General features: G+C 58.7%; 16 protein-coding genes. 8 read left to right on the forward strand and 8 right to left on the reverse strand.

Annotated features, from left to right (window positions below):
• The first annotated feature begins 99 nt into the window (after positions 1-99).
• The 4 genes from ACZ89R_RS03300 to ACZ89R_RS03315 all read left to right on the forward strand — a co-directional run bounded on the left by ACZ89R_RS03300 (position 100) and on the right by ACZ89R_RS03315 (position 4,715).
• Positions 100-1,875 (forward strand): sigma 54-interacting transcriptional regulator, encoded by a 1,776-nt coding sequence (locus ACZ89R_RS03300; protein WP_429546721.1) that lies wholly within the window; start codon positions 100-102, stop codon positions 1,873-1,875.
• A gap of 131 nt (positions 1,876-2,006) precedes the next feature.
• Positions 2,007-2,912, forward strand: coding sequence for an alpha/beta hydrolase (locus ACZ89R_RS03305; RefSeq protein ID WP_429546720.1), 906 nt, complete (start codon positions 2,007-2,009; stop codon positions 2,910-2,912).
• Positions 2,913-3,041: 129 nt separating this feature from the next.
• Entirely contained in the window at positions 3,042-3,806 is a 765-nt protein-coding gene (locus ACZ89R_RS03310; RefSeq protein WP_429547917.1) for a substrate-binding periplasmic protein, read from the forward strand.
• Positions 3,807-3,896: 90 nt separating this feature from the next.
• Positions 3,897-4,715, forward strand: coding sequence for a DeoR/GlpR family DNA-binding transcription regulator (locus ACZ89R_RS03315; protein ID WP_429546719.1), 819 nt, complete (start codon positions 3,897-3,899; stop codon positions 4,713-4,715).
• Between the two features lie 4 nt (positions 4,716-4,719).
• Here ACZ89R_RS03315 and otnI read toward each other — a convergent pair whose 3' ends face one another.
• From otnI to ACZ89R_RS03355, 8 genes are all read right to left on the reverse strand, one after another.
• Positions 4,720-5,502 (reverse strand): 2-oxo-tetronate isomerase, encoded by a 783-nt coding sequence (gene otnI / locus ACZ89R_RS03320; protein WP_429546718.1) that lies wholly within the window; start codon positions 5,500-5,502, stop codon positions 4,720-4,722.
• Between the two features lie 21 nt (positions 5,503-5,523).
• Positions 5,524-6,984, reverse strand: coding sequence for a GntP family transporter (locus ACZ89R_RS03325; RefSeq protein ID WP_007906158.1), 1,461 nt, complete (start codon positions 6,982-6,984; stop codon positions 5,524-5,526).
• Positions 6,985-7,168: 184 nt separating this feature from the next.
• Entirely contained in the window at positions 7,169-7,807 is a 639-nt protein-coding gene (gene otnC / locus ACZ89R_RS03330) for a 3-oxo-tetronate 4-phosphate decarboxylase (RefSeq protein WP_185022088.1), read from the reverse strand.
• Between the two features lie 8 nt (positions 7,808-7,815).
• The gene (gene otnK / locus ACZ89R_RS03335; protein ID WP_429546717.1) at positions 7,816-9,108 is read right to left on the reverse strand and encodes a 3-oxo-tetronate kinase; all 1,293 of its coding nucleotides are present in this window, start codon (positions 9,106-9,108) and stop codon (positions 7,816-7,818) included.
• 10 nt (positions 9,109-9,118) lie between these two features.
• Positions 9,119-10,024, reverse strand: coding sequence for an L-threonate dehydrogenase (gene ltnD, locus ACZ89R_RS03340; RefSeq protein ID WP_429546716.1), 906 nt, complete (start codon positions 10,022-10,024; stop codon positions 9,119-9,121).
• A 41-nt stretch (positions 10,025-10,065) separates the two neighbouring features.
• Positions 10,066-10,770: a FadR/GntR family transcriptional regulator gene (locus ACZ89R_RS03345; protein WP_063343794.1), complete on the reverse strand. Its 705-nt coding sequence runs from the start codon at positions 10,768-10,770 to the stop codon at positions 10,066-10,068.
• 535 nt (positions 10,771-11,305) lie between these two features.
• On the reverse strand, positions 11,306-13,429 hold the full coding sequence (locus ACZ89R_RS03350) for a TonB-dependent siderophore receptor (protein ID WP_429546715.1): 2,124 nt from the start codon (positions 13,427-13,429) through the stop codon (positions 11,306-11,308).
• A gap of 120 nt (positions 13,430-13,549) precedes the next feature.
• The gene (locus ACZ89R_RS03355; RefSeq protein WP_429546714.1) at positions 13,550-15,676 is read right to left on the reverse strand and encodes a TonB-dependent siderophore receptor; all 2,127 of its coding nucleotides are present in this window, start codon (positions 15,674-15,676) and stop codon (positions 13,550-13,552) included.
• Between the two features lie 725 nt (positions 15,677-16,401).
• Between ACZ89R_RS03355 and rfaH the strand changes: the two genes are divergently transcribed.
• From rfaH to ACZ89R_RS03375, 4 genes are all read left to right on the forward strand, one after another.
• Complete coding sequence (gene rfaH, locus ACZ89R_RS03360) at positions 16,402-16,923, forward strand: transcription/translation regulatory transformer protein RfaH (RefSeq protein WP_429547916.1); 522 nt, start codon at positions 16,402-16,404, stop codon at positions 16,921-16,923.
• A 225-nt stretch (positions 16,924-17,148) separates the two neighbouring features.
• Positions 17,149-18,303, forward strand: a complete 1,155-nt coding sequence (locus ACZ89R_RS03365) for an outer membrane beta-barrel protein (RefSeq protein ID WP_429546713.1) — start codon at positions 17,149-17,151, stop codon at positions 18,301-18,303.
• Between the two features lie 17 nt (positions 18,304-18,320).
• Complete coding sequence (locus ACZ89R_RS03370; RefSeq protein WP_401170893.1) at positions 18,321-18,854, forward strand: polysaccharide biosynthesis/export family protein; 534 nt, start codon at positions 18,321-18,323, stop codon at positions 18,852-18,854.
• Positions 18,855-18,856: 2 nt separating this feature from the next.
• Positions 18,857-21,103: a GumC family protein gene (locus ACZ89R_RS03375; protein ID WP_429546712.1), complete on the forward strand. Its 2,247-nt coding sequence runs from the start codon at positions 18,857-18,859 to the stop codon at positions 21,101-21,103.
• The last annotated feature ends 18 nt before the right edge of the window (positions 21,104-21,121 follow it).

Genomic DNA, 21,121 nt, shown 5'->3' on the forward strand with positions numbered 1-21,121 from the left:
TCGACACCCGGCCACTTGTCCAAATGATAAAGTTATGTTTAATAACTGTTTTGCTAATTGATCATTTCGATCAGTGGACTCGCTCAGGGGCATATAACAATGAATAATCCCCATTCGCTGCTTCCTCATCTCGCGGTGCAGGAGGAACATTTCTCCCCCCGAGGAGACAGCACTCAACTGACCGAGGGCAACTCACCGACCTTGGCCGAGTTGACCGAATGCCTGTTCTTTTCCCCTGTCGACGGGCGCATCTGGCTCAACGACCAGCGCATGCTGCTATTGCACAGTTCATCCTTCGGCGCGCTGCGGCGGGAGATTATCGAGCGCCAGGGACTGGAACAGACCCGCGGTCTGTTTACCCGCACCGGCTATCTGTCCGGCGCACGTGATGCGCGATTGATCCGCGAGCGCTGGCCAGACGCCGATGCCGCGGCGGTTTTCTCGGCCGGCACGCGCCTGCACACACTCGAAGGCATGACCAAGGTTGAACCCCTGCACTTCAAATTCGACGCCGACTCAGGCTTTTACGAGGGTGAATTCCTCTGGCACCACTCCTGCGAGGCCGACGAGCATATCGCCGCCTACGGGATCGGCCAGGATCCGGTGTGTTGGACCGAACTGGGCTATGCCATCGGTTATGTCAGCGGACTGTTCGGCCGCCTGGTGATCTTCCGTGAGACCGAGTGCCGGGGCATGGGCCATGAGAGCTGCCGGGTGATCGGCAAGACTGCCGAGCAATGGGGCGATGTCGAACAGGACCTGAGTTATCTCACCGCCACGCCTTCCAGCGTCGCCCCCAAGCAGCGTCCAGCCCCGGCGCCCTCGCCCCAGGACGACGACAGCGAAATGCCCGGCGGGCCAAAACCCATTGGGGCCAGCGCCGCCTTCAACGCCGCGACCCTCGCCTTGCAGCGGGTTGCGCCAACGCCAGCCACGGTGCTGTTCAGCGGCGAGTCCGGAGTCGGCAAGGAATTGTTCGCCCGTCAGTTGCACCAGTTCAGCCCACGCCATCAAGCGCCGTTCGTGGCCCTCAACTGCGCCGCGATCCCGGACAATCTGATTGAGGCAGAACTGTTCGGCGTCGAACGCGGTGCCTATACCGGCGCGACTCATTCGCGCCCTGGACGCTTCGAACGGGCTCACGGGGGCACCCTGTTTCTCGATGAAATCGCCAGCCTCAGCCTGCCCGGACAGGGCAAGCTGCTGCGTGCATTGCAAGAGCGTGAGATCGAACGCATCGGTGGCAGCCAGCCGATCAAGATCGATGTCCGGGTGGTGGCGGCAACCAATGTCGACCTGCGCAAAGCCGTGGCGGCCGGAGACTTTCGCGAGGACCTGTTCTACCGCCTGAACGTTTACCCCATCACGTTGCCGCCACTGCGCGAACGTCGTGACGACATTCCGTTGCTGGTCAACGCGTTCCTGCGGCGCTACTGCCAGGCCTACGCGCGCAAGCCGGCCGGGCTGACCATGCGCGCGCTCAAGGTGTTGTTGCGCTATGACTTCCCCGGCAATGTGCGGGAACTGCAAAACCTGGTGGAGCGTGGTCTGATCGCCAGCGAGGACGGTCAAGCCATCGATCTGGTTCACCTGTTTCGTAACGAACCGATGCCGCAGGAGGCGTACTCTCTGGACGGCAATGGCAGCCTCGCAGCCACTGACCCGAGCCCCGCCAGCATGCAACCTCGTCCAGCCTTGCTGGAAACTCTGGCTCGTCTGGAACACGGCTTCTCCATTGAAGGTCTGGAGTCGCGCTTGATCGACGAAGCGCTGCAAAAGAGTGAAGGCAACCTGGCCGCCGCCGCGCGACTGCTGGGATTAAGTCGTGCGCAGTTTGCCTACCGACTGAAGAAGTACCGACAGGCATCAGCCTGATGCAGGCCGAGCTGTGGATGAAACGAAATTAACTTGCCAATATAGTTATCAACATTAACTATATTGAAAGTTAACTTGTTTGACGGAAGAACCCATCCCATCCCATCGCGGTACAAAGATCAGGAAACCACATGGCCCACAACAATATCGACGGCCTCATCGAACAACTCAGCCAACTGCCCCCCCTCGGCTCGCTGACTATCGATCAACAACGTCAACAGGCCGAACGACTCTTCGGCAGTGCTTCCTGTGCCGAGGGCGTGACCTTTGAGGCCGCCAATCTGGCCAGCGTCAGCGGGCTTTGGGCCATTCCCACAGATGCCCGGCCTGACTTCGTGTTGTTGTATCTGCATGGCGGAGGCTACTCGTTCGGCAGTGCCCAGGCCTATCGCCCGCTCACCAGCCAATTGGCAGCCCGCAGCCGAATTCGTACCCTGTGCATCGATTACCGCCTGGCCCCGGAACACCCTTTCCCGGCCGCCGTAGAGGACGCTCTGGATGTCTACCGTGCACTCCTCGAAAACGGTGTGAACGCCGAACACCTGGTGCTGGCCGGCGACAGTGCCGGCGGCGGTCTGTGCATGGCTCTGATGCTGGCTGCCAAGGCCGCTGGTTTGCCGCTGCCCGCGGCTGCGGTAGTGATGTCGCCTTGGGTGGACATGGCTCAGACCGGAGAGTCGTGGAATTTGCAGAAGGCTCGAGATCCATTGCTCGGCCCGCTTGCTGGCAAGACCATTATGGCCGACACCTATCTGCAGGGCGCCGAGCCACTGAATCCGCTGGCCTCCCCCCTATACGGCGACCTTCAGGGTCTACCGCCAGTGCTGATCCAGGTGGGCAGCCGGGAATGCCTGCTGGATGATTCAACCCGGCTCGCCAGCCGCCTGGCCAGCGCCGAAGTGGCGGTACACCTGGACGTCTGGCCGGGAATGATTCATGTCTTCCAGACCATGAGCGATCAACTCGAAGAAGCCCGCCGGGCACTGGACCAGATCAGCGCCTTCCTCCTTCGGCACCTGGGGGAAGATGTGACCTGACCTCAAGTTTGCGTAGAATGCGGGGCGGACCGTATCCAATAATAAACAACGGCCGGTAGACTCATCCCCCCTTGTGATCCACTGGTGACTTGTGGCGCCCTTCTACGTTCAATGCCTGAACTATCAACCATGAGCGCAAGCTCATGGGTATTAAATGCCTACGCAAAAGCACTTTGCAGATTTTTTCTGTCGGGATCGCTGCTGATTGCCTATAACGCGTGTGGCGCTCCCTTGCCGCTCGAACTGTATATCCCTGACGCTCCGCCACTGACGGTTGTCGATGGCTCCAAAGGCCACGGAATGGTCGGAGAAGCCGTCCTGGCGGCCGTTGCCAACGCTGGTTATGTCGCTCATGTCCATGGGCTTCCCTGGGCCCGATCACAAAAACACGTCAGCGAGAAGCAGGATCGTCTGATAGCCCCCTTATCTCGCACGCCTGAACGCGAAGATCACTTCACCTGGATCGCGTCGATCATGCCCATGGAGCGCGCTTTTTTCAGCCTCGACCGGCCGGTGAGCAGCTTCGCGCAAGCGAAAAAAACCTACCGGGTGATCGGCGTCGGCCTCGGTAGTGCACAGGAGGAAATCCTGCGTGCACAAGGCTTCAGCGACGAGCAGATATACCCCCTGACCATTGGCGACAACCCCGCGCAGATGCTCTTGAAAGGTCGCATTGATGCCTGGTTCAACGGTGTTCCCGAGAGTCGATACATCTGGTCGAAGATGTCTGAACGCAAACTGTTCATGAGCCCGGTCATGAGCAGCGCGGAGCTCTATCTGGCTTGCTCCAGGCTTTGCTCCGCTCAACTGGTGCAAGACCTGCGCGAGGCGGTTGAAAAGCTTCGCGATGACGGCACCTTGGCGCGTATACAACGCAGCTATTTGTCGCCATAACGATCCGCAACAACTCGTCCCTTCACCGCAGATTCGTTATTATGTTCGTCCCGCGTTCCTTGTCTGCGGATATCTCATTCTGGAGCCCGAATGCCTAGTCAAAAGGACATCGCCGCCGAAAGCGGCGCACCGATGATCCCTGAACAGCGCCGTGAATTGATGCTGCGCCAGTTGCGCAAGCATCAGGTGCTGAGCGTTCATCAGTTGATGGAGATGTTCGACTGTTCGCACATGACCATTCGCCGCGATATCGCGCTGCTTGAACAGGAAGGCCGTGCTTACTCGGTTACCGGTGGCGTGCGAATCGCCAGCCAGCTCCATAGCGAGCCCAGCCATCAGTTCAAAGCGGTGGTCGAGTTGCCGCAGAAGCAGGCGATGGCCAAGCTCGCCGCACGGTTACTGCATGCCGATATGACGATTTATCTGGATGCGGGCACGAGTACGCTGGAGATCGTCCCGTATATCAAGGCGCTGTCGGGCATGACCGTGGTGACCAACGACTTCGGGATTGTCCAGGCGCTGATCGATGCGCCCCATGTCACGGTGATTAACACTGGCGGGCAACTGGATCACTCCAATCAATCGTGCGTGGGCGGTCTGGCGGTGGCCACCTTGCGGCAGATCGTCACCGATATCGCGTTTATCTCCACCAGTTCCTGGGATTTGCGTCGCGGCCTTACCACGCCTTCGGCGCTGAAGGTGGAGGTCAAGCAGGTCGCGATGCAATCGGCCTCGCAAGTGGTGCTGGTGGCGAGCAGTTCGAAGTACGGCACATTCAGCATGTACAGGATCGCCGGACTCGAGCAGTTCGACATCATCCTCAGCGACGACGCGCTGACCCCTGCCGCGGCCGATAGCATCCGCAAGCAGGGTGTCGAACTGCTATTGCCCAGCGATAACAACGTGTAAGGCGTTAGCGCGCCTTCCAGTCACGCAGCCATTGCAAACCGGCCGATGTGTTACCACGCGGCCGGTATTCGCACCCTACCCAGCCGTCATAACCCAACTGGTCGATCAGCTCGAACAGGTAGGGATAGTTGACTTCGCCCAGGTCCGGTTCATGTCGATCCGGCACGCCGGCGATCTGGATATGGCCGATGCCGTCGAAATCCCGACGCAGTTTAGTGGCCAGGTCCCCTTCGACGATCTGGCAGTGGTAGCAGTCGAACTGAACCTTCAGGTTAGTGGCGCCCACTTCCTTGCAGATGGCCTGGGCCTGATCCTGGCGATTGAGAAAAAAGCCCGGCATGTCCCGCGTATTGATCGGTTCCAGCAGCACCGTGATGCCAGCCTTGGCAGCCTGCGCGGTGGCGTAAGCCAGGTTCTCCAGGTACACGCCGTGATGCCGTGGGCGATCTGTTTCCGACGGCAGCAAGCCAGCCATCACATGGATGCGTGAGTTGCCCAGCACCGCGGCGTACTCCAGCGCGCGATCGAAACCGCTACGAAATTCACTCTCCCGCCCGGGCAACGACACCGTGCCCCGCTCGCCCGTCGCCCAATCGCCGGGCGGTGCGTTGAACAGGGCCTGAACCAGGCCGTTATCGTTCAAACGCTGTTTGAGTTCCTGGGTGCTGTAGTCGTAGGGAAACAGGTATTCCACGGCTTCGAAACCATCGGCGGCAGCGGCGGCGAAGCGGTCCAGAAATTCATGTTCCGGATAGAGCATGCTGAGGTTGGCGGCAAAACGAGGCATGGTGGCTCCTTGGATAGAAGGTTAGACAAACGGCCAGATCAACAAGGTAATACCGAAACCCAACGTGCCGAGCAAGGTGGTCAACACGGTCCAGGTGCGCAAGCCGTCGGCCACGTTCAGCCCGGACAATTTGGTGAAGATCCAGTAACCTGCATCATTGATGTGGGACATGGCCAACCCGCCACCGCCCATGGCCAGGCACAACAGTGCCATGTGATTCGCCGTGAGATCGAGGGTAGCGATCAGCGGGCTGATAATGCCGGCGGTGGTCACTAGCGCCACCGTGGTCGACCCCTGAACCGCACGCAACAGCATGGTCAGCAGAAAGCCCAGCGCGAGCACCGGTAGACCGGTGGTACGCAGCATATCGGAGACCACCGCGCCGATTCCGGTATCGACCAACACCTTGCCGAACACACCGCCAGCACCGGCAATCAAAATCACCATGGCCACGCCAGGCAAGGCCGAGCCGATCACGTCAGACACCTGAGTACGACTCCAGCCCCGACGCGAACCCAGCAACCAGGCACACAGCAAAGTATCGATCAGCAGCGCCACCAGCGGCGCGCCGAGCACGGTCATGATGCCGCGCAGAACCGAGTCGGCAGGCAGCAACGAGGTGGACAACGTTCCCAGCAAAATCAGAATGATCGGCAACACAATCAGACTGACGATCAGGCCAAAACCCGGTGGCGGTGCCGGCGGCAGTTTGGAGACGATGCTGCTGGTGGCTTCTTCCAGGCCCATGTGAGACGCGGCCACGGCCGCTCGTTCAGGACTCTTGTCGTTGCCATTGGACCAGGCGGCCAGGTCCTCGTTGGTGACATGGGGGCCATAGACCTCGGCACGAATATCGTCGGTCATCGGGTACACCCGACGGGTCATGCGCCCGGCCACGCGGTAGCCGACATAGCAGAGGAACGCAGTGATTGGCAGACCGAACATCAACACGCGACCGAGGTCGGCACCCAATTGGCTGGCGGCGGCCACCGCCCCCGGATGTGGCGGCAGAAAGGCGTGGACGGTCAACAATGCGGCGCACATTGGCAGCGCGAACACCAACAGCGGCTTACGCGCACTACGAGCGACGCCATAGGCCAGCGGCATCAGGATGATCACGCCGACCTCGAAAAACACCGGCACCCCGACCATGAAGCCGGCAATCGTCAGCGCCAGTGGCGTGCGGCGGTTGCCGAATCGGGTAATCAACGTTTTGGCCAGCGCCTCGGCACCGCCAGAGAGTTCGATGATTCGCCCGATCATCGCGCCCAAGGCAATGATGATCGCGATATGGCCCAGGGTCTTGCCCATGCCGCCTTCGATGGTGGCGACCAGATCGGCCGGTTTCACCCCGGCCACCAGCGCCACCAGAATGCTCACCAGCATCAAGGCCACGAAGGGCTGAAACTTGTACTTGAGCACCAGAAACAACAACAGAGCGATCCCTAGCCCCGCGGTAACCATCAGGATTAACGGGCTCATTTCACAAGCCCTCCACATCGAGTGAACGAAAGGGTTGTTCTGAAAATGTCGCAGTGAAGGTGAGTCATGCCTGGATGTCCTCTTGTTATTGTATTTTTCAGGCAAGCCGGGGGCGTGGGGAGCCGCTGTGCGTCTTCCGATCAGGGCCTGCCTTATCGATCTGTCGTGTTAAAAAATCAGGGCTCTACCAGTGCGCGCCGAAGGTCACTCGCAACTCATCCAGTGCTGCCTGATCGAGCGGTTCGGGTTTGGGATTGCTCATCAGCCACAGCCGCGCGGTTTCCTCGAGTTCTTCCAGGGCGTAACTGGCTCTGGAGACCGAACTCTCCCAGACCACCGGCCCCAACCGTTCCAGCATCACGCCGCGAACGCGGTTGGCCCATTGCGCGACCTGTTCGGCCACCTTCGGCGAGCCGGGCCGCTGGTAACCAATCAACGGGACAGGCCCGACTTTCATCACCTGATACGGCGTCAGCGGCGGCAGGATGTTGTCCGGCTGCCAGACACCGGCCAGCGTCAACGCCACCAGATGGGTGGAATGGGTATGCACCACGCCACCGACGCTCGGATTACGGTCGTAGACCTGGCGATGCAGCGCCAATGTCTTTGAGGGCTTGTCACCGGACACCCATTCGCCGGCCAGATTGACCTTGGCGATGGTCGCCGGGTCGAGGCGGCCGAGGCAGACATCGGTCGGTGTGATCAACCAGCCGTCATCCAGACGCGCGCTGATATTGCCGGCGCTGCCAACGGTGTAACCGCGCTCATAAAGGCTGCGACCAACCTGGCAGATTTCTTCGCGCAGGGCATTTTCATTACTCACTGCACCGTTCATTGCACATCCCCGGCCAGTTGCTTCAAGGCTTTGCTGAAGAAATCCCGGCCACCGAAGTTGCCCGATTTGAGTGCCAGGGCCAGAGGATCATTGGTGCTGCTGACGGTGGCCGGCACGCCCGGATCGATCTGCGCGCCGATCTGCAGCAGCTGCACACCCAGCGCCTGAACCACGGCGCCCGAGGTTTCACCGCCAGCGATCACGAAGCGCCGTACGCCGCTCCGGCGCAGGCCCTGAGCGATCTCACCCAACGCATTCTCCACCAAGGTACCGGCCCGTTCGACGCCGAGTTGCTGTTGCACCGCCTTCACTTCGTCCGGGGTGCTGGTGGCGTAGATCAATACGGTTTGTTCGCTATCACGGGCAAAGGCCAAAGCCTGGGCAACTACCGGTTCCCCGGCAGCCAGGGCCAACGGATCGATCCGCAGCGCTGGCCGACCGGCTTCGAGCCAGGCCGCCACTTGCCCATTGGTCGCGATCGAAGCGCTGCCGGCCAACACCACTTCACCGCCCGATACTGCCGGGAGTTTCGAGGCGTCGAGGTCACGCAGTTTGCCGGCGCGACGGAAGTTTTCCGGCAAGCCCAATGCAAGCCCCGAACCACCGGTCAGCAACGGCAAATCAGCGCAGGCAGTCCCGAGGGTGTACAGATCGCGGTCGGACAAGGCATCAGCAATCGCCATGCCGACACCTTGAGCCCGCAGTTCTGCGATGCGCTCACGCACCTGCTCAACCCCTTGAGCAATGGTGTCGTAGCGCAACAGGCCGACGTTCAGACCGGTCTGCGTTTGCAACACCCGAACCAGGTTGGCATCGGTCATCGGCGTCAGCGGGTGATGCTGCATGCCCGACTCGCTGAGCAGTTGATCCTGCACAAACAGGTGGCCGCGAAAGATCGTCCGGCCATTTTCCGGAAACGCCGGGCACGCCAAGGTGAAATCGCTACCCAACGCCGCCAGCAGCGCTTCGCTGACCTGGCCGATGCTGCCGGCTGCGGTGGAATCAAACGTCGAGCAATATTTGAAAAAGATCTGCTCGCAGCCTTGCTCACGCAGCCAGGCCAGCGCCGCGAGGGACTGCTCGACCGCTTCGGCGACGGGAATGGTGCGCGACTTCAGTGCGATGACAATCGCATCGGCATCAAGCCCGGCAGCCACTTCACTGCTCGGAATGCCGATGCTTTGCACGGTGCGCATACCGCCGCGTACCAGCATGTTGGCAAGGTCCGTGGCGCCGGTGAAATCGTCGGCGATGCAACCCAGCAAAGGGCGTGCAGTGGTTGTGTTCATTGGGCGTTCCTCAAACCGGCTCAGTCTTGGCAGTCGGCAACTCGATGCCAGGGAAAATCTTGATCACCGCCGAGTCGTCTTCACGACCGAAACCGGCGCTGGAAGCCTGCATGAACATCTGGTGGGCGGTGGCCGACAACGGCAGCGGGAATTTGCTGGCCCGTGCGGTATCCAGCACCAGGCCCAGGTCCTTGACGAAAATATCCACCGCGGACAACGGTGTGTAATCGGCCTTGAGAATGTGCGGCACACGGTTTTCGAACATCCAGGAATTGCCAGCGCTGTGGGTGATCACTTCGTACAGCGCATCGGCATCGACACCTTCACGCAGGCCCAGCGCCATGGCTTCGGCAGACGCAGCGATGTGCACCCCGGCGAGCAACTGGTTGATGATCTTGACCTTCGAGCCCAGACCATGGGCGTCACCCAGGCGATAGACCTTGCCGGCCATGCCTGCAAGGACTGCTTCGGCCTTGGCATAAGCATCGGCCGGGCCAGACGTCATCATGGTCATTTCACCGGCAGCCGCCTTGGCCGCGCCACCGGAAATCGGCGCATCCAGATACAGCAAACCTTGCGCGGTCAGGCGCTGGCCCAGGTCCACGGCGTAGGTCGGCGCGACGGTGGCGCAACCGATCACCAGGCTGCCAGAGCGCAACGCAGCGACGGCACCACCCTCGCCAAACAACACGGTTTCGGTCTGCTCGGCATTCACCACCACGGTAATGATCACGTCGCACTCAGCTGCCATGTGCGCGGGTGAAGCACACGCCACACCACCCTCGCTGGCGAACTGCTCCGTCACCGCGGCACGCACATCGCAGGCATGCACATTAAAGCCGCTGCGCAACAGTGAGCGGGCAATGCCCAGGCCCATCGCGCCCAGACCGACAACACCGACATTCTTGTTATTCATGGGGTACTCCTTAGTTACCGGCTTACGAGGAAAACAGCGGCCTATTCCACGCCGGCAAGGCGCAGGCGGCGGGCCGCGTTGTAGATATGGGCACGGGCGGCATGCCCGGCGGCGAGCGGATCGCGCAGCCGAATGGCCGCCACGATCGCCTGGTGTTCTTCATGCACCTGACGGGAGAAATCCGCCCTGCCCGCCTCGTTGGTGCGGGTGATGCGGGTGGCGGCCTCCAGGTACTGACTGACGAATTCCAGGGTCTTGAGAAAGTAGGGATTGCCCGTGGCTTGAGCGATGGCGCGGTGAAAAGCCACGTCGGCGCGCACACCGTCCTGCCCTTCATCCACCTCTTCGTCGATGCGTGCCAGCGCCTCGTCAATCTGCACCAGATCGGCCTCGCTGCGATTGAGCGCCGCCTCGCTGGCGATTTCAGCCTCGATGGCACGTCGCAGCGCCAACAGGTGAAAGACACTGCCGGGCAGATTGGCTTCGGCGTAATCGATACGCAGCGGGCGGATATTGGCGTTGGCGGTAACGAAGATGCCGCGCCCTTGTTGAGGCTGCAGCACGCCTTCGTTCTTGAGACGGGAGATGGCTTCGCGGACTACGGTGCGACTGACACCGAAGGCTTCCGAGAGCATGGCTTCACTGGGCAGTTTGCTGCCGGTGGCGAACACACCGCTGTCAATCTTGTCCAGCAACTGTTGAGCGACGCTGTCACTCAGCACGTGAGTCGGGACCTTGTCGAACATCGTAGCCATCCTGTTTTTGTCTTGTTATCAGGTTGTCATACAGGTTGAGCAGATAATCCTCCAATGATCGGATTATGTGAAGTCTTTTTTTAAAATAACATTTTTTAACATGCAAGCTGAAGGAACGGGCAACCACTGCTCAGTGGGATCCAACTGGCAGGAGTGTTTGTTATCGAGGAATGAGTCGGTGGGCGTTTTGAGTAATGCCCTGTGGCGAGGGGGCTTGCCCCCGTTGGGCTGCGAAGCAGCCCTGGAATCTCTGGTGTACCAAAGATTTTGTGAGCGCTACGCGCTCAAACGGGGGCAAGCCCCCTCGCCACAGTTCATTCCCAATCGATCGTCATTGACCGAGGGCTGCGAGTGCAGACAGGGGTGAGCCAACGTCGCTGGAAAAGCGGATGATCAGGGCAACCATTTCCGACACTGAAAACGGTCGGAGGCGAACGTTGATTACGCCGCCTCCGACTGGTGCAGGTTGTTCATGTGGAGCTTTATAAAAGTGCGCCCTCCAGGCAACAGCCCGGAAAAGCCCTCTTTACAAGGTATATGAAATTCCCATCTGCACGGTTCTCGGCGCGCCCGGATAAGCGTAAACGTTGCCAAAGGCGCCTTCATCGTAGTGACTGTCGAACACATTCTTCAGGTCGAGGTTAAGCCGCAGGTGCTCGTTGACTTTGTAAAAGCTGAGCAGGTCAAACACCTCGTAGCTATCCATGGAGAAGGCATTGGCCGCGGTCTGGCCGGCGCGCTCGTCGACATACTTGGCGCCCAGCCCCAGGCCCAGTCCTTTGAGGCCACCGTCCTGAAACTCGTAGACGTTCAGCAGGCTGAAACTGTTGCGCGGAATGTTCACCAGGCGGGTGCCTGACTTCAGCACGTTATCCTGGGTGACTTCGGCATCCACGTAGGCGTAGCCACCGATCATGCGCCACTCTGGCGTGAGGTTGCCGGCCACGTTCAGATCAAAGCCACGGCTACGAACTTCACCCGCCGCAACACTAAAGGTCGAGTCCACTGGGTCCGTCGTCAGGACGTTGCGCTTTTCGATCTGATACACCGCGGCATCCACGCTTAGCTGACGATCAAGGGCCTGCCATTTGACGCCCACCTCGTAGGATTTGCCTTCTTCAGGTTTGAAGCCGCCGCCCGTTCGACTGGCACCGCTGTTGGGCTTGAAGGACCGCGCCGTGTCGGCATAGATCGCCACGGTCGGGGTCAAGTCGTAGATCAGCCCCAGGCGCGGGGTGACAGCGTTGTCGCTGTTGGTCCAGCTCACACCGTTGACGAGGTTGTTGTCGTAATCATGTTCGAAGCGTTCGAAACGTACGCCTGCCAAGACTTTCAAGCGCTCGGTCAGCGTTACCTGATCTTGCACGAAAGCGGCATAGGTCTTGAGGTTTTCCTGATCATTGGTGGTGGTGCGGGTCAGCGCTGGACGCGGCTGGCCATAGACCGGATCAAAAATATCGATCGGGTAGGCACTCACCGCCCCACTGGAACGACGGATGATCGACTTGTAATCGTAATCCTCATACTCGATGCCCGTAAGCAACGTGTGGTCGAATCCGGCCGTGGATAAATGCCCGGTCAGGTTCAACTGCACATCGCGGTCACGCCATTCCAGTTTGCGGTAATTGAAGTTGCGTCCCAACGTTCCGCCGTCGGCAGCGACCCCGTTGCCTTCGATGGCATTGCCTTGCAGGCTGCCGTCGAGAAATTGCGTGCCGCCGCCCAAAGTCCAGTTGTCGTTCAGGAAATGTTCGAAACGCAGTTGCGCCATGTTGTTGTCGTTGTGCAGCTTGCCGATATCCTTCTCACCGAAAAAAGTATCCCGCGACGCGACGCCGATCTGATTGCGATAGCGGGTCACACCCCGATCGAGCGGCGCGTTGTTGCGCATGAAATCGCCTTCGAAGGTGATACGGGTAGTGTCGTTGACCTGCCAACCGAGGACCGGCGCCACACCATAACGCTCGTTTTCAACGTGATCACGGAAGGTGTCGCCACCCTCGCCTATCACGTTCAGCCGGTAGGCCAGTCGCCCTTCATCGTCCAGCGGCCCTGAGGCATCCATCGTTGCGCGACGCATGCCCTGATCATTGAGCTGACTGCCCAGGGTGACGGTGCGCTCGGTCAGGGGCTGTTTGGACACCACGTTGAAGGTGCCGCCTGGGTCGCCACGGCCGTAGAGCGTGGTGGCTGGCCCGCGCAGGACCTCCAGACGCTCGATGGTATTGGCGTCGGGCATGTTCGGATAACCGCGGTTGATCGGGAAACCGTTGCGGTAGAACTCACCGGTGGTAAAGCCACGCACAGTGAAAGTGGTCAGGCCCTGGCCACCGAAATTGTTCGCACGGCCCACGCCACCGGCGTAATCGAGAGCGTCTTGCAGGCGGGTGGCGCCGAGGTCTTCCACGACATCCCGGGTGACCACGCTGATCGATTGGGGGGTTTCATGAATCGGAGTGTCGGTGCGCGTCGCACTGGCCGAACGAGTCGCTCGATACCCTTGAACCGGGCCCTGGGCCGACTCTTCGAATGTGCCGTTGATGTCGATCGCTTGTAACTCTATTGACGCAGGATCAGTCGGTGCCTGGTCAGCCCAAGTGGTCTGGGAAATGGCTTGGATTACACACAGAGAAACGAGAGTTCGACGCATCGACATACAACCTTAAGAAGATGCCGGGCACATCAGGAGCCCGGCGAATAAAGAGTGAGGCGCCCCCCCGTTCCGACCGGTACAAAACCAGCGAAACGGGGGCGTCTCAATGCAAAAGGATCAGAACGTCACACTGGCGCTCAGGCGTGCCGTACGCGGTTCGCCGACATTGACTGCCAGTTGGGTGCCGGTAGAGGACGGGTAGTACTGTTTGTCGAACAGGTTGTCGACGTTGAATTGCAGCGAAGTCTTGTAGCCGAACATCGGCGCTTCCCAACGCACGAAGGCATCGGCCACGGTGTAGCTGCTCAGCCAGAAATCGTTGGCGTTGTTGGCCGCGCGCTCGCCGATGTAACGTGCGCCAGCGCCGGTATGCCAGGCCCCGAATTCCGCAGGAATGTTCAGGTGATGGGTGAGGTACAGGCTCGCGGTGTGCTTGGGCGCATCGGCAAGGCGATGACCTTCGTCATCCGGATCGTCGAGGATTTCCGTGTGGGTGTAGGCGTAGGTGCCGATCAGGTCCCAGCGCTCGGCCACACGCCCGGTGATGTCCAGCTCCAGGCCCTGTGAACCGACCTTGCCCGCCGCCTCCGAAAGGCTGACGCCACCGATCGACTGGCTGGTCACGACGTTTTTCTTGACGATGTCGAACAGCGCAAGGTTGATGTTCAGCCCCGGCAGCGGATCGTACTTTGCACCGACCTCGTAGCTGCGGCCCTCCTCCGGATCGAAGGTGTGGCCGGCGTCGTCGACTTCGGTATTGGGCTTGAACGAACGGCTGTAGTTGCCATACAGCGACAAGGTATCGGTGGCTTTGTAGACCAGGCCCAGAAACGGCACGAAGGCGTCGCCATTATCGTCGCGGTTGACGGTATAGCTGCTGCCTCGGCCCTGATCGCTGTACTGATCGTAATGTTGCTGACGACCGCCAAGGACCAGGATCCAGCGGTCATCGAGGTGCCAGTTATCCTTGAAGTACACGGAGCTTGAGGTCAGCTGGTTGCTCAGATCACTTTGCGTGGCACTGACCAGACTGGGCTCGGCCAAACGCCCGTAAACCGGCGCGGTGATGTCGAAGCCTGACCGCGGTGTATTGCGGTAGGTTTTGCCACGGAACTGGTCGGACACTTCGTTATCCGCGCCGATCAGCAGGTCATGGCGTTGGCCGAACAGCTCCTGCTGGCCAATGAAATCCCAACTGGCGTACCGGGTCTCATCATCGTAGTGAGCACCGTTGGCAGCACGTCGCAGATTGTTGCCGGTCAACGCATTCGGCTGGGCAATCGAGAGGCTGTAGCGGTCGTTGTTCCAGCCGTAGGTGACGCGGGTTTTCCAGTCGTCACTGAGCTGATATTCGAAACGCGCGGTGGCCACCTCACGGATACCGACGCTTTTCGCCCAGCGTTCGTCGAGACGCTTGTCGTAGTCGATGTCCGCCGGATGACCGTTGGTGAATACGGTGCCACGGTCGAAGGGGCTGGAATAATCGTTGTATTCATAGCTCAAGGTCAGGCTGGCGCGATCACCAGTCCAGCTCAGCGATGGCGCGACCAGGGTGCTCTCGTTCACGCCATAGTTGCGCCAATAATCCTCATGGCCGCGTTCGGCAATCAGGCGATAGGCCAGGCCCGTGTCTCCCAAAGGCCCGGTGGTGTCCACGGCCAGGGTGCCGCCGCCTTCGCTATAGGCCGAGCCGCTGAGCGTTGTGCTCTGGGTGTATTCAGGTTTCTTGCTGATCACGTTGATCAATCCGCCGGGCTCCAACGCGCCGTACAGCATTGAAGCAGGCCCTTTGAGCACTTCCACACGATCCGTGGTGGCGCTGAAGTTGTGGCCCATATTGGAACGCACGCCATCGCGCAGGATCGAGCCGTCGTCGTTGGTGCCAAAACCGCGCTTGACCAGGGAGTCCCGCGAGTTACCCAAGGTATTGCCCTGGCTGACACCACTGACAAACTTCATCGCGTCGTCCAGCGAGCGCACCTGATAGTCAGCCAGGGTCTGTTGGGTGACCACATTGACCGATTGCGCCTCTTCCTTGATCGGCACATTGCTTTTGCTCGCGGTGCTGGCTTGAGAGGTGGTGTAGCTCGTGTCCTGGCTCACGCGGCTTGCCTGAATATCCGTGGTCGGCAGTTCGAGGGGTGCCTGTGCCCACAGAGGACTGGCAAACATGACGCAGGATAGCGTCGGCAACGCGTGTTTCATGAAGATCTTGCGGCGGGCAAAGGGGTGTGGCTGGCTCAAGACGTCGCACTCGATGAGTTAGTAGTAACGATTCTCATTGTATTGTGCGATCTATTTTCAGTAAATACCCTTGACGGCCATCTGCCCGCTCTTGATCCGCCACATCGAGAGGTTTTTGTGTGTTGTCTGCCGGTGTCCACTCCAGCAAGGAAAGTCTGTGCGTGTCAAAAAACAACCTGTCAAAACAATAGGTTGAAGCTTACTAATAGATTATTGGACAGAAGGCTATATTTTTGACTAGTGACATTTGACAGGCCGTCTGGAGTGGTCGATACCTAACTGGGTCGACGTATAACAAACGATGTAATTCCATTAATAGATGTACGTCACCCCTTGCGTTTAAGTTCACGATCGAAAGTGCTTGTTTTTCAAAGGACCGAGAGTTCGGACCCTGCGGTAGCTTTGGCCGTCGCAAAGAGCACCTTCCTCTGATGACACAGCGATATCATTGATAGCGTTAAGTAACGTTTACACTTTTCGATCCAGAACCCTGCTCTAGCGCAGTCCGACAAAGAGAACTTCCTGCACTAAGCGGCGCTCGCGCCAGATTATTGACCTGGCTTTATTATCGTTACTTGTACATGACATGCTTCATTATTGATACACCTGTTCCAGTGACTTAACACTTTCGCAATTCCACCTACTCTAAAGCGTTCATCGGAGGGGCAGTGGCATTGCTGATGCGTGAACAGGCATGCTTAACCCATATTCCGGAGCTTGCCAGAATGCTGACGAGTACCCAAGATTCCAATTGGTATCTTTTGCAGTGCAAGCCGCGTCAGGATGAACGGGCACAAATCAATCTATTGCGACAAAACTACGTTATATTTTGTCCGCAAATTATTAGCGAGCGCCTGCTTCATGGCAAACCCCATCAATCGCTTGAACCGCTCTTCCCGGGGTATCTTTTCATTCAGCTGAGCCGTGACGACAAATGGGCGCCCCTGCGTTCTACCCGCGGTGTCAGCCGCCTCGTCGACTTCAATCACGGCCCGGCAATCGTCCCGGACGATGTCATCGAGCATCTGCGGGCCCGGTGTTTTAAACCACCCGTAATGCACGCCTCTCAACCGTTCAAACCTGGGGAAACGCTGCAAATAACCCGAGGACCACTGTCGACACTGGAAGGTATTTTCCTGAGCATGTTAGGTGATGAACGAGTCATGATACTTCTTCACTTTTTGAATAGAGAACATCAGGTCCGCGTGCCATTAACTGACCTTGCGCGACCTCGGCCTTGTCTATAAACAAATCATTGTCGCCTCTAACTTGTGCACCTTACAACAAACTGCGAAATTCAAATCAAGGCCTGTTATTGCCAGCACCTTACGAACTATTTAGCGCAACCACAATTAAACTTATACACCCATCCTAACCAATTAATTATTGATTGCCACCGGCATTACACAGCCACGATTCACCCACTGTTTTTCCGGTCTATAGTCATTGAACTCACCCCTTGGAGCAATGATATGACTCTCAAGACCCGCGGCCCTTTCGCACTGTTCATGATCTATTTGTGTCCCGGAACGGCCTGGAGTCTTGATCCCCAGTCCATTGATATTTATGGGTTCGACTTCACCCCTACCCTGCTGTTTTCAGAAAGTTATGATGACAACTTCCGCGAACTGGAGCGGGCGCAATCTTCGATGGTTACAAAAGTGGCGCCCACTTTCGAACTCAAGGCTGAAGACCGCAACAGTGCTACCCGACTCATCTGGCAGCCTACCCGGTACATTTATCATGACGACTCGGATGCCTCGAATACGGCGCAACGCTTGCGCCTCAATAGCATCATGGAATTCACCGACCGCCATCGACTGAAACTTGATGCGGAAGCACGTAAATATGAGCGTACAACGTCGACCGCTGTCGATGGCATCAATGACAAGATTCGCAGTAACCGCGTCAACGGTCTCTATACCTACGGCGCCAGGAGCGCTGCCAATCAGATTGATCTGGGCGCCAGTTACGCCCAACTTCGCTACGACAATTCAGGTGGCATCAACGACGACAAAGAGCGCGATACCACTGGCCTGACCACGACGTGGTACCACCGCATTGGCAGCAATACACGTGGATTACTGGAATACGACCATACCGTCTTTGATTACGAGTCCAACAGCCGTCTCAACAGCACATCCGATGCGGTCCTCGCCGGTGCCGAATGGGATTTCACCGCACGCACCACCGGCAAAGTCCGTGTTGGTTATGAGCGCAAGAACTTCGACGACAGCGATGTCGATGACCTCAGCAACCCGACCTGGCAAGTGGATCTGCGCTGGAAACCACGCACCTATTCGACCTTCTTCTTTGTTGCCCGCCAGGCCATGGCCGAGGGCGACGACGGTGCTGATGCCGTCAAGACCACCACGGCGCTGGTCGGCTGGCGTCATGGCTGGACCGAACGCATCACCACAGTGGCCGAAGTCGGCCTTGGCCGTTACGAGTACGAAGGACAGGACCGCACCGACGACCTTCGTGACTACAACCTCGCCGTGGAATACGCAATGCGCCGCTGGCTGGATATCGAGCTGGGCTATCGCTACCGCAATGATGACTCCGATGTCGACAATCAGAGTTTTGAACGCAACATCTTCTTGCTCAGCTTCAACGTAAGTCTCTAAGAGAAGAGGTTTTCCCCATGAACTCGCGAATGCTTGGCTTGTTGTTCGTGCCGTGGCTGTTGCCCGTGACGTTTGCAGCAGACACCGGTGCCCAGTACAAACTGGCAGCCGGCGATGTATTGCGTATCACTGTGTTCGGTGAGCGGGATCTGAGCTTCGAAAAAATCCGTCTCAACGATGCCGGAATGTTTTCCTATCCATTTCTGGGTGACATTGCCGCCAAGGGACTCACGCCCCAGCAGGTAGAAAAGCTCATCGTCGATGGGCTCAAGCAAGGTTATCTGGTCGACCCCAAGGTCAGCCTCAACCTGATCGCCTACCGCTCGTTCTACATCAATGGAGAGGTACAGAAACCCGGCAGCTATCCGTTCGAACCCGGGCTGACGCTGGAGAAAGCCATCGCCCTGGGCGGCGGCCTGACCGAACGAGCCTCGATCAAACGGGTGACCATCGTGCGAGGCGATGGCTCCCCACCGCTGACCGACAACATCACGCGCAGCACTGCCATCGGCCCCGGTGACACCATCTCCATTGCACAAGGCTTTTTCTAATCATGGACAACAGCCCTAGCCTATATGTAGAACGTCCGATCCAGCCGCGTGTGCCGCAACATCAGCAGTACAGCGAGGAAAAGGACACCATTGACCTGCTCAAATACTGGAGGGTGATCTGGCGCGCCCATTGGAAAATCTGCTGGTGGGTCCTGTTTGGCTGTGTGTTGGCGATGGTTACGCTGTCGTTCATTCCCTCGCAGTACATCGGCAGCACCACGTTGCTGATCAAAGAGAAAACGCCACCGCTGTTGGCCTTCCAGCAAGTCACGGATTCGAGCGCCGGTACCGTCGATTATTTGCAGACACAATTGGCGCTCCTGCAATCGCGCGATCTCGCTGAGCGGGCAGTCAGAAAGCTGAACCTGACCACGCACCCGGTGACTGATCCACGCCAGCAACCGCAGTCATGGTTTGCGCCGCGCAAATGGTTGGCAACGCTTGAACTTGGCCAATGGCTGCCAGTACTGGGCCGTTTGACGCCGATGCCGGTGGTGCCCTCTGAGGCAGAGGTCTTCAATCAGGTCACGCAGAATCTCATGCGGCACACCAGCGTCAAGTTCGTCGGCAAGAGCCAGTTGATCAAAATAGAGGTGGAGCTGCCTGACCCTGGTTTGGCGGCCGCTACTGCCAATGCAATTGCCCAAGGCTTCATCGACAGCCAGCTCGATAACAGCCTGAAGTCCTCGCTGACCAACACCAGCTGGATGAACTCACGCCTGATCGAGTTGCGCAACAACCTGCGCAGGGCCGAAGACAAACTTCAGGGTTACCGGGAAGCACAAGGCCTGGTCGACGTCGGTGGTGTCGCCACCATCAGCGCCAATGAACTGGAAATGACCGGCAACCGCATGATCGATGCCCGTCGCAATCTGGCAGAAGCCGAGAGCCAGTTCCGCCAGGTACAGGCCCTGAGCAATGGCGACCTGAGCAAGCTTTCCAGTGTTCCGGCTGTCTTGAGTAACCCTTTGGTGCAGAAATTCCAGGCGCAACAGGCCAAGGCCCAAGCCAAGGTCGAGGAGCTGTCCGGGCGCTACGGTCCAAAACATCCGACCCTTGCTGCCGCCCGTGCCGAGTTGCGGACGGCTACCGACAGTTTGCGCCTGCAGGTTCAGCAGGTGGTTGCCGGAATCGAGCGTGAATATCAGCTATCACAAGCCAATGAAAACTCACTGCGCAAATCATTCAACAGCAACAAGGCGCAGCTACAGAATATTTCGCGCAAGGAGTTTCAACTGCGTGAGTTCCAGCGTGAAGTCGACAGCAGCCGCGCGCTGTATGAGACCTTTATCACCCGTCTGAAAGAAACCGCGGCCACCTCAGACATGGACTCCACCAAGGCGCGCATCGTCGACCCTGCAATTATTCCTCTGGAACCCAGCAAGCCGCGTAAAAAACTGATTCTGGCGATTGTCGCTGTCGTGGCTGCGTTGATCGGGGTAGCGCTGGCATTGCTGTCCGAAACCCTGAACAAAACCTTCAAGAGCGACGAAGCCATTGAAAGTACGCTTGACGTTCCCCTGCTCAGCGTCGTGCCGCTGGTCACGAGGAAAAGCCGCCGGCAACTGGCGCGACTGTTCGACGACAACGACCATCCGCGCTTTTGCGAGACCATTCGCAACCTGCGCACCTGGTTGATGCTGCACGGCGGCGACATGCCGTCACAGGTGGTACTTGTGGCCTCGACCATGGCCGAAGAAGGCAAAAGCACCATCGCCAACAACCTGGCCTATTCACTTGCCAAGCTGGAGCGTGTCCTGTTGATCGACGCCGATATGCGCAGACCCAGCCTTTCGCTCAACTTCGATTTCCCGGCAGACAGCCCGGGATTGGCCAACGTCCTGGCGGGCACTGCGCGGCTCGAGGACTGTATCCGTTCTGTCGGCAACCTCGACATGTTGCCGGCCGGAAAACTGTCGCCGCCACCGCTGGATCTGCTGGGTTCGACGCGCCTGGCCCCTATGCTTGAGGCGCTGAAGTCGCGGTATCAACGCATCATCATCGATTCCCCGCCGGCACAAATGGTCAGCGATGCACTGTTGCTGGCCAAGCATTCGGACGCGGTGATCTACGTAATCAAGGCCGAAAGCACGCCTGTCAGCGAGGTACAAAAGTGCCTTGCGAACCTGCAGCAGAGCCATGCGCCGGTGTTTGGTGTGGTGCTTAACCAGGTTGACCTGAGCAAGGCCCGCAAACAAGGCTACAGCCATTCCGATACGTTCCAGAACTATGACTACCTGTCCAGGTAGAACCTTGCGCCTGCCTCA

The organism is Pseudomonas sp. TE3728 (assembly GCF_056279145.1).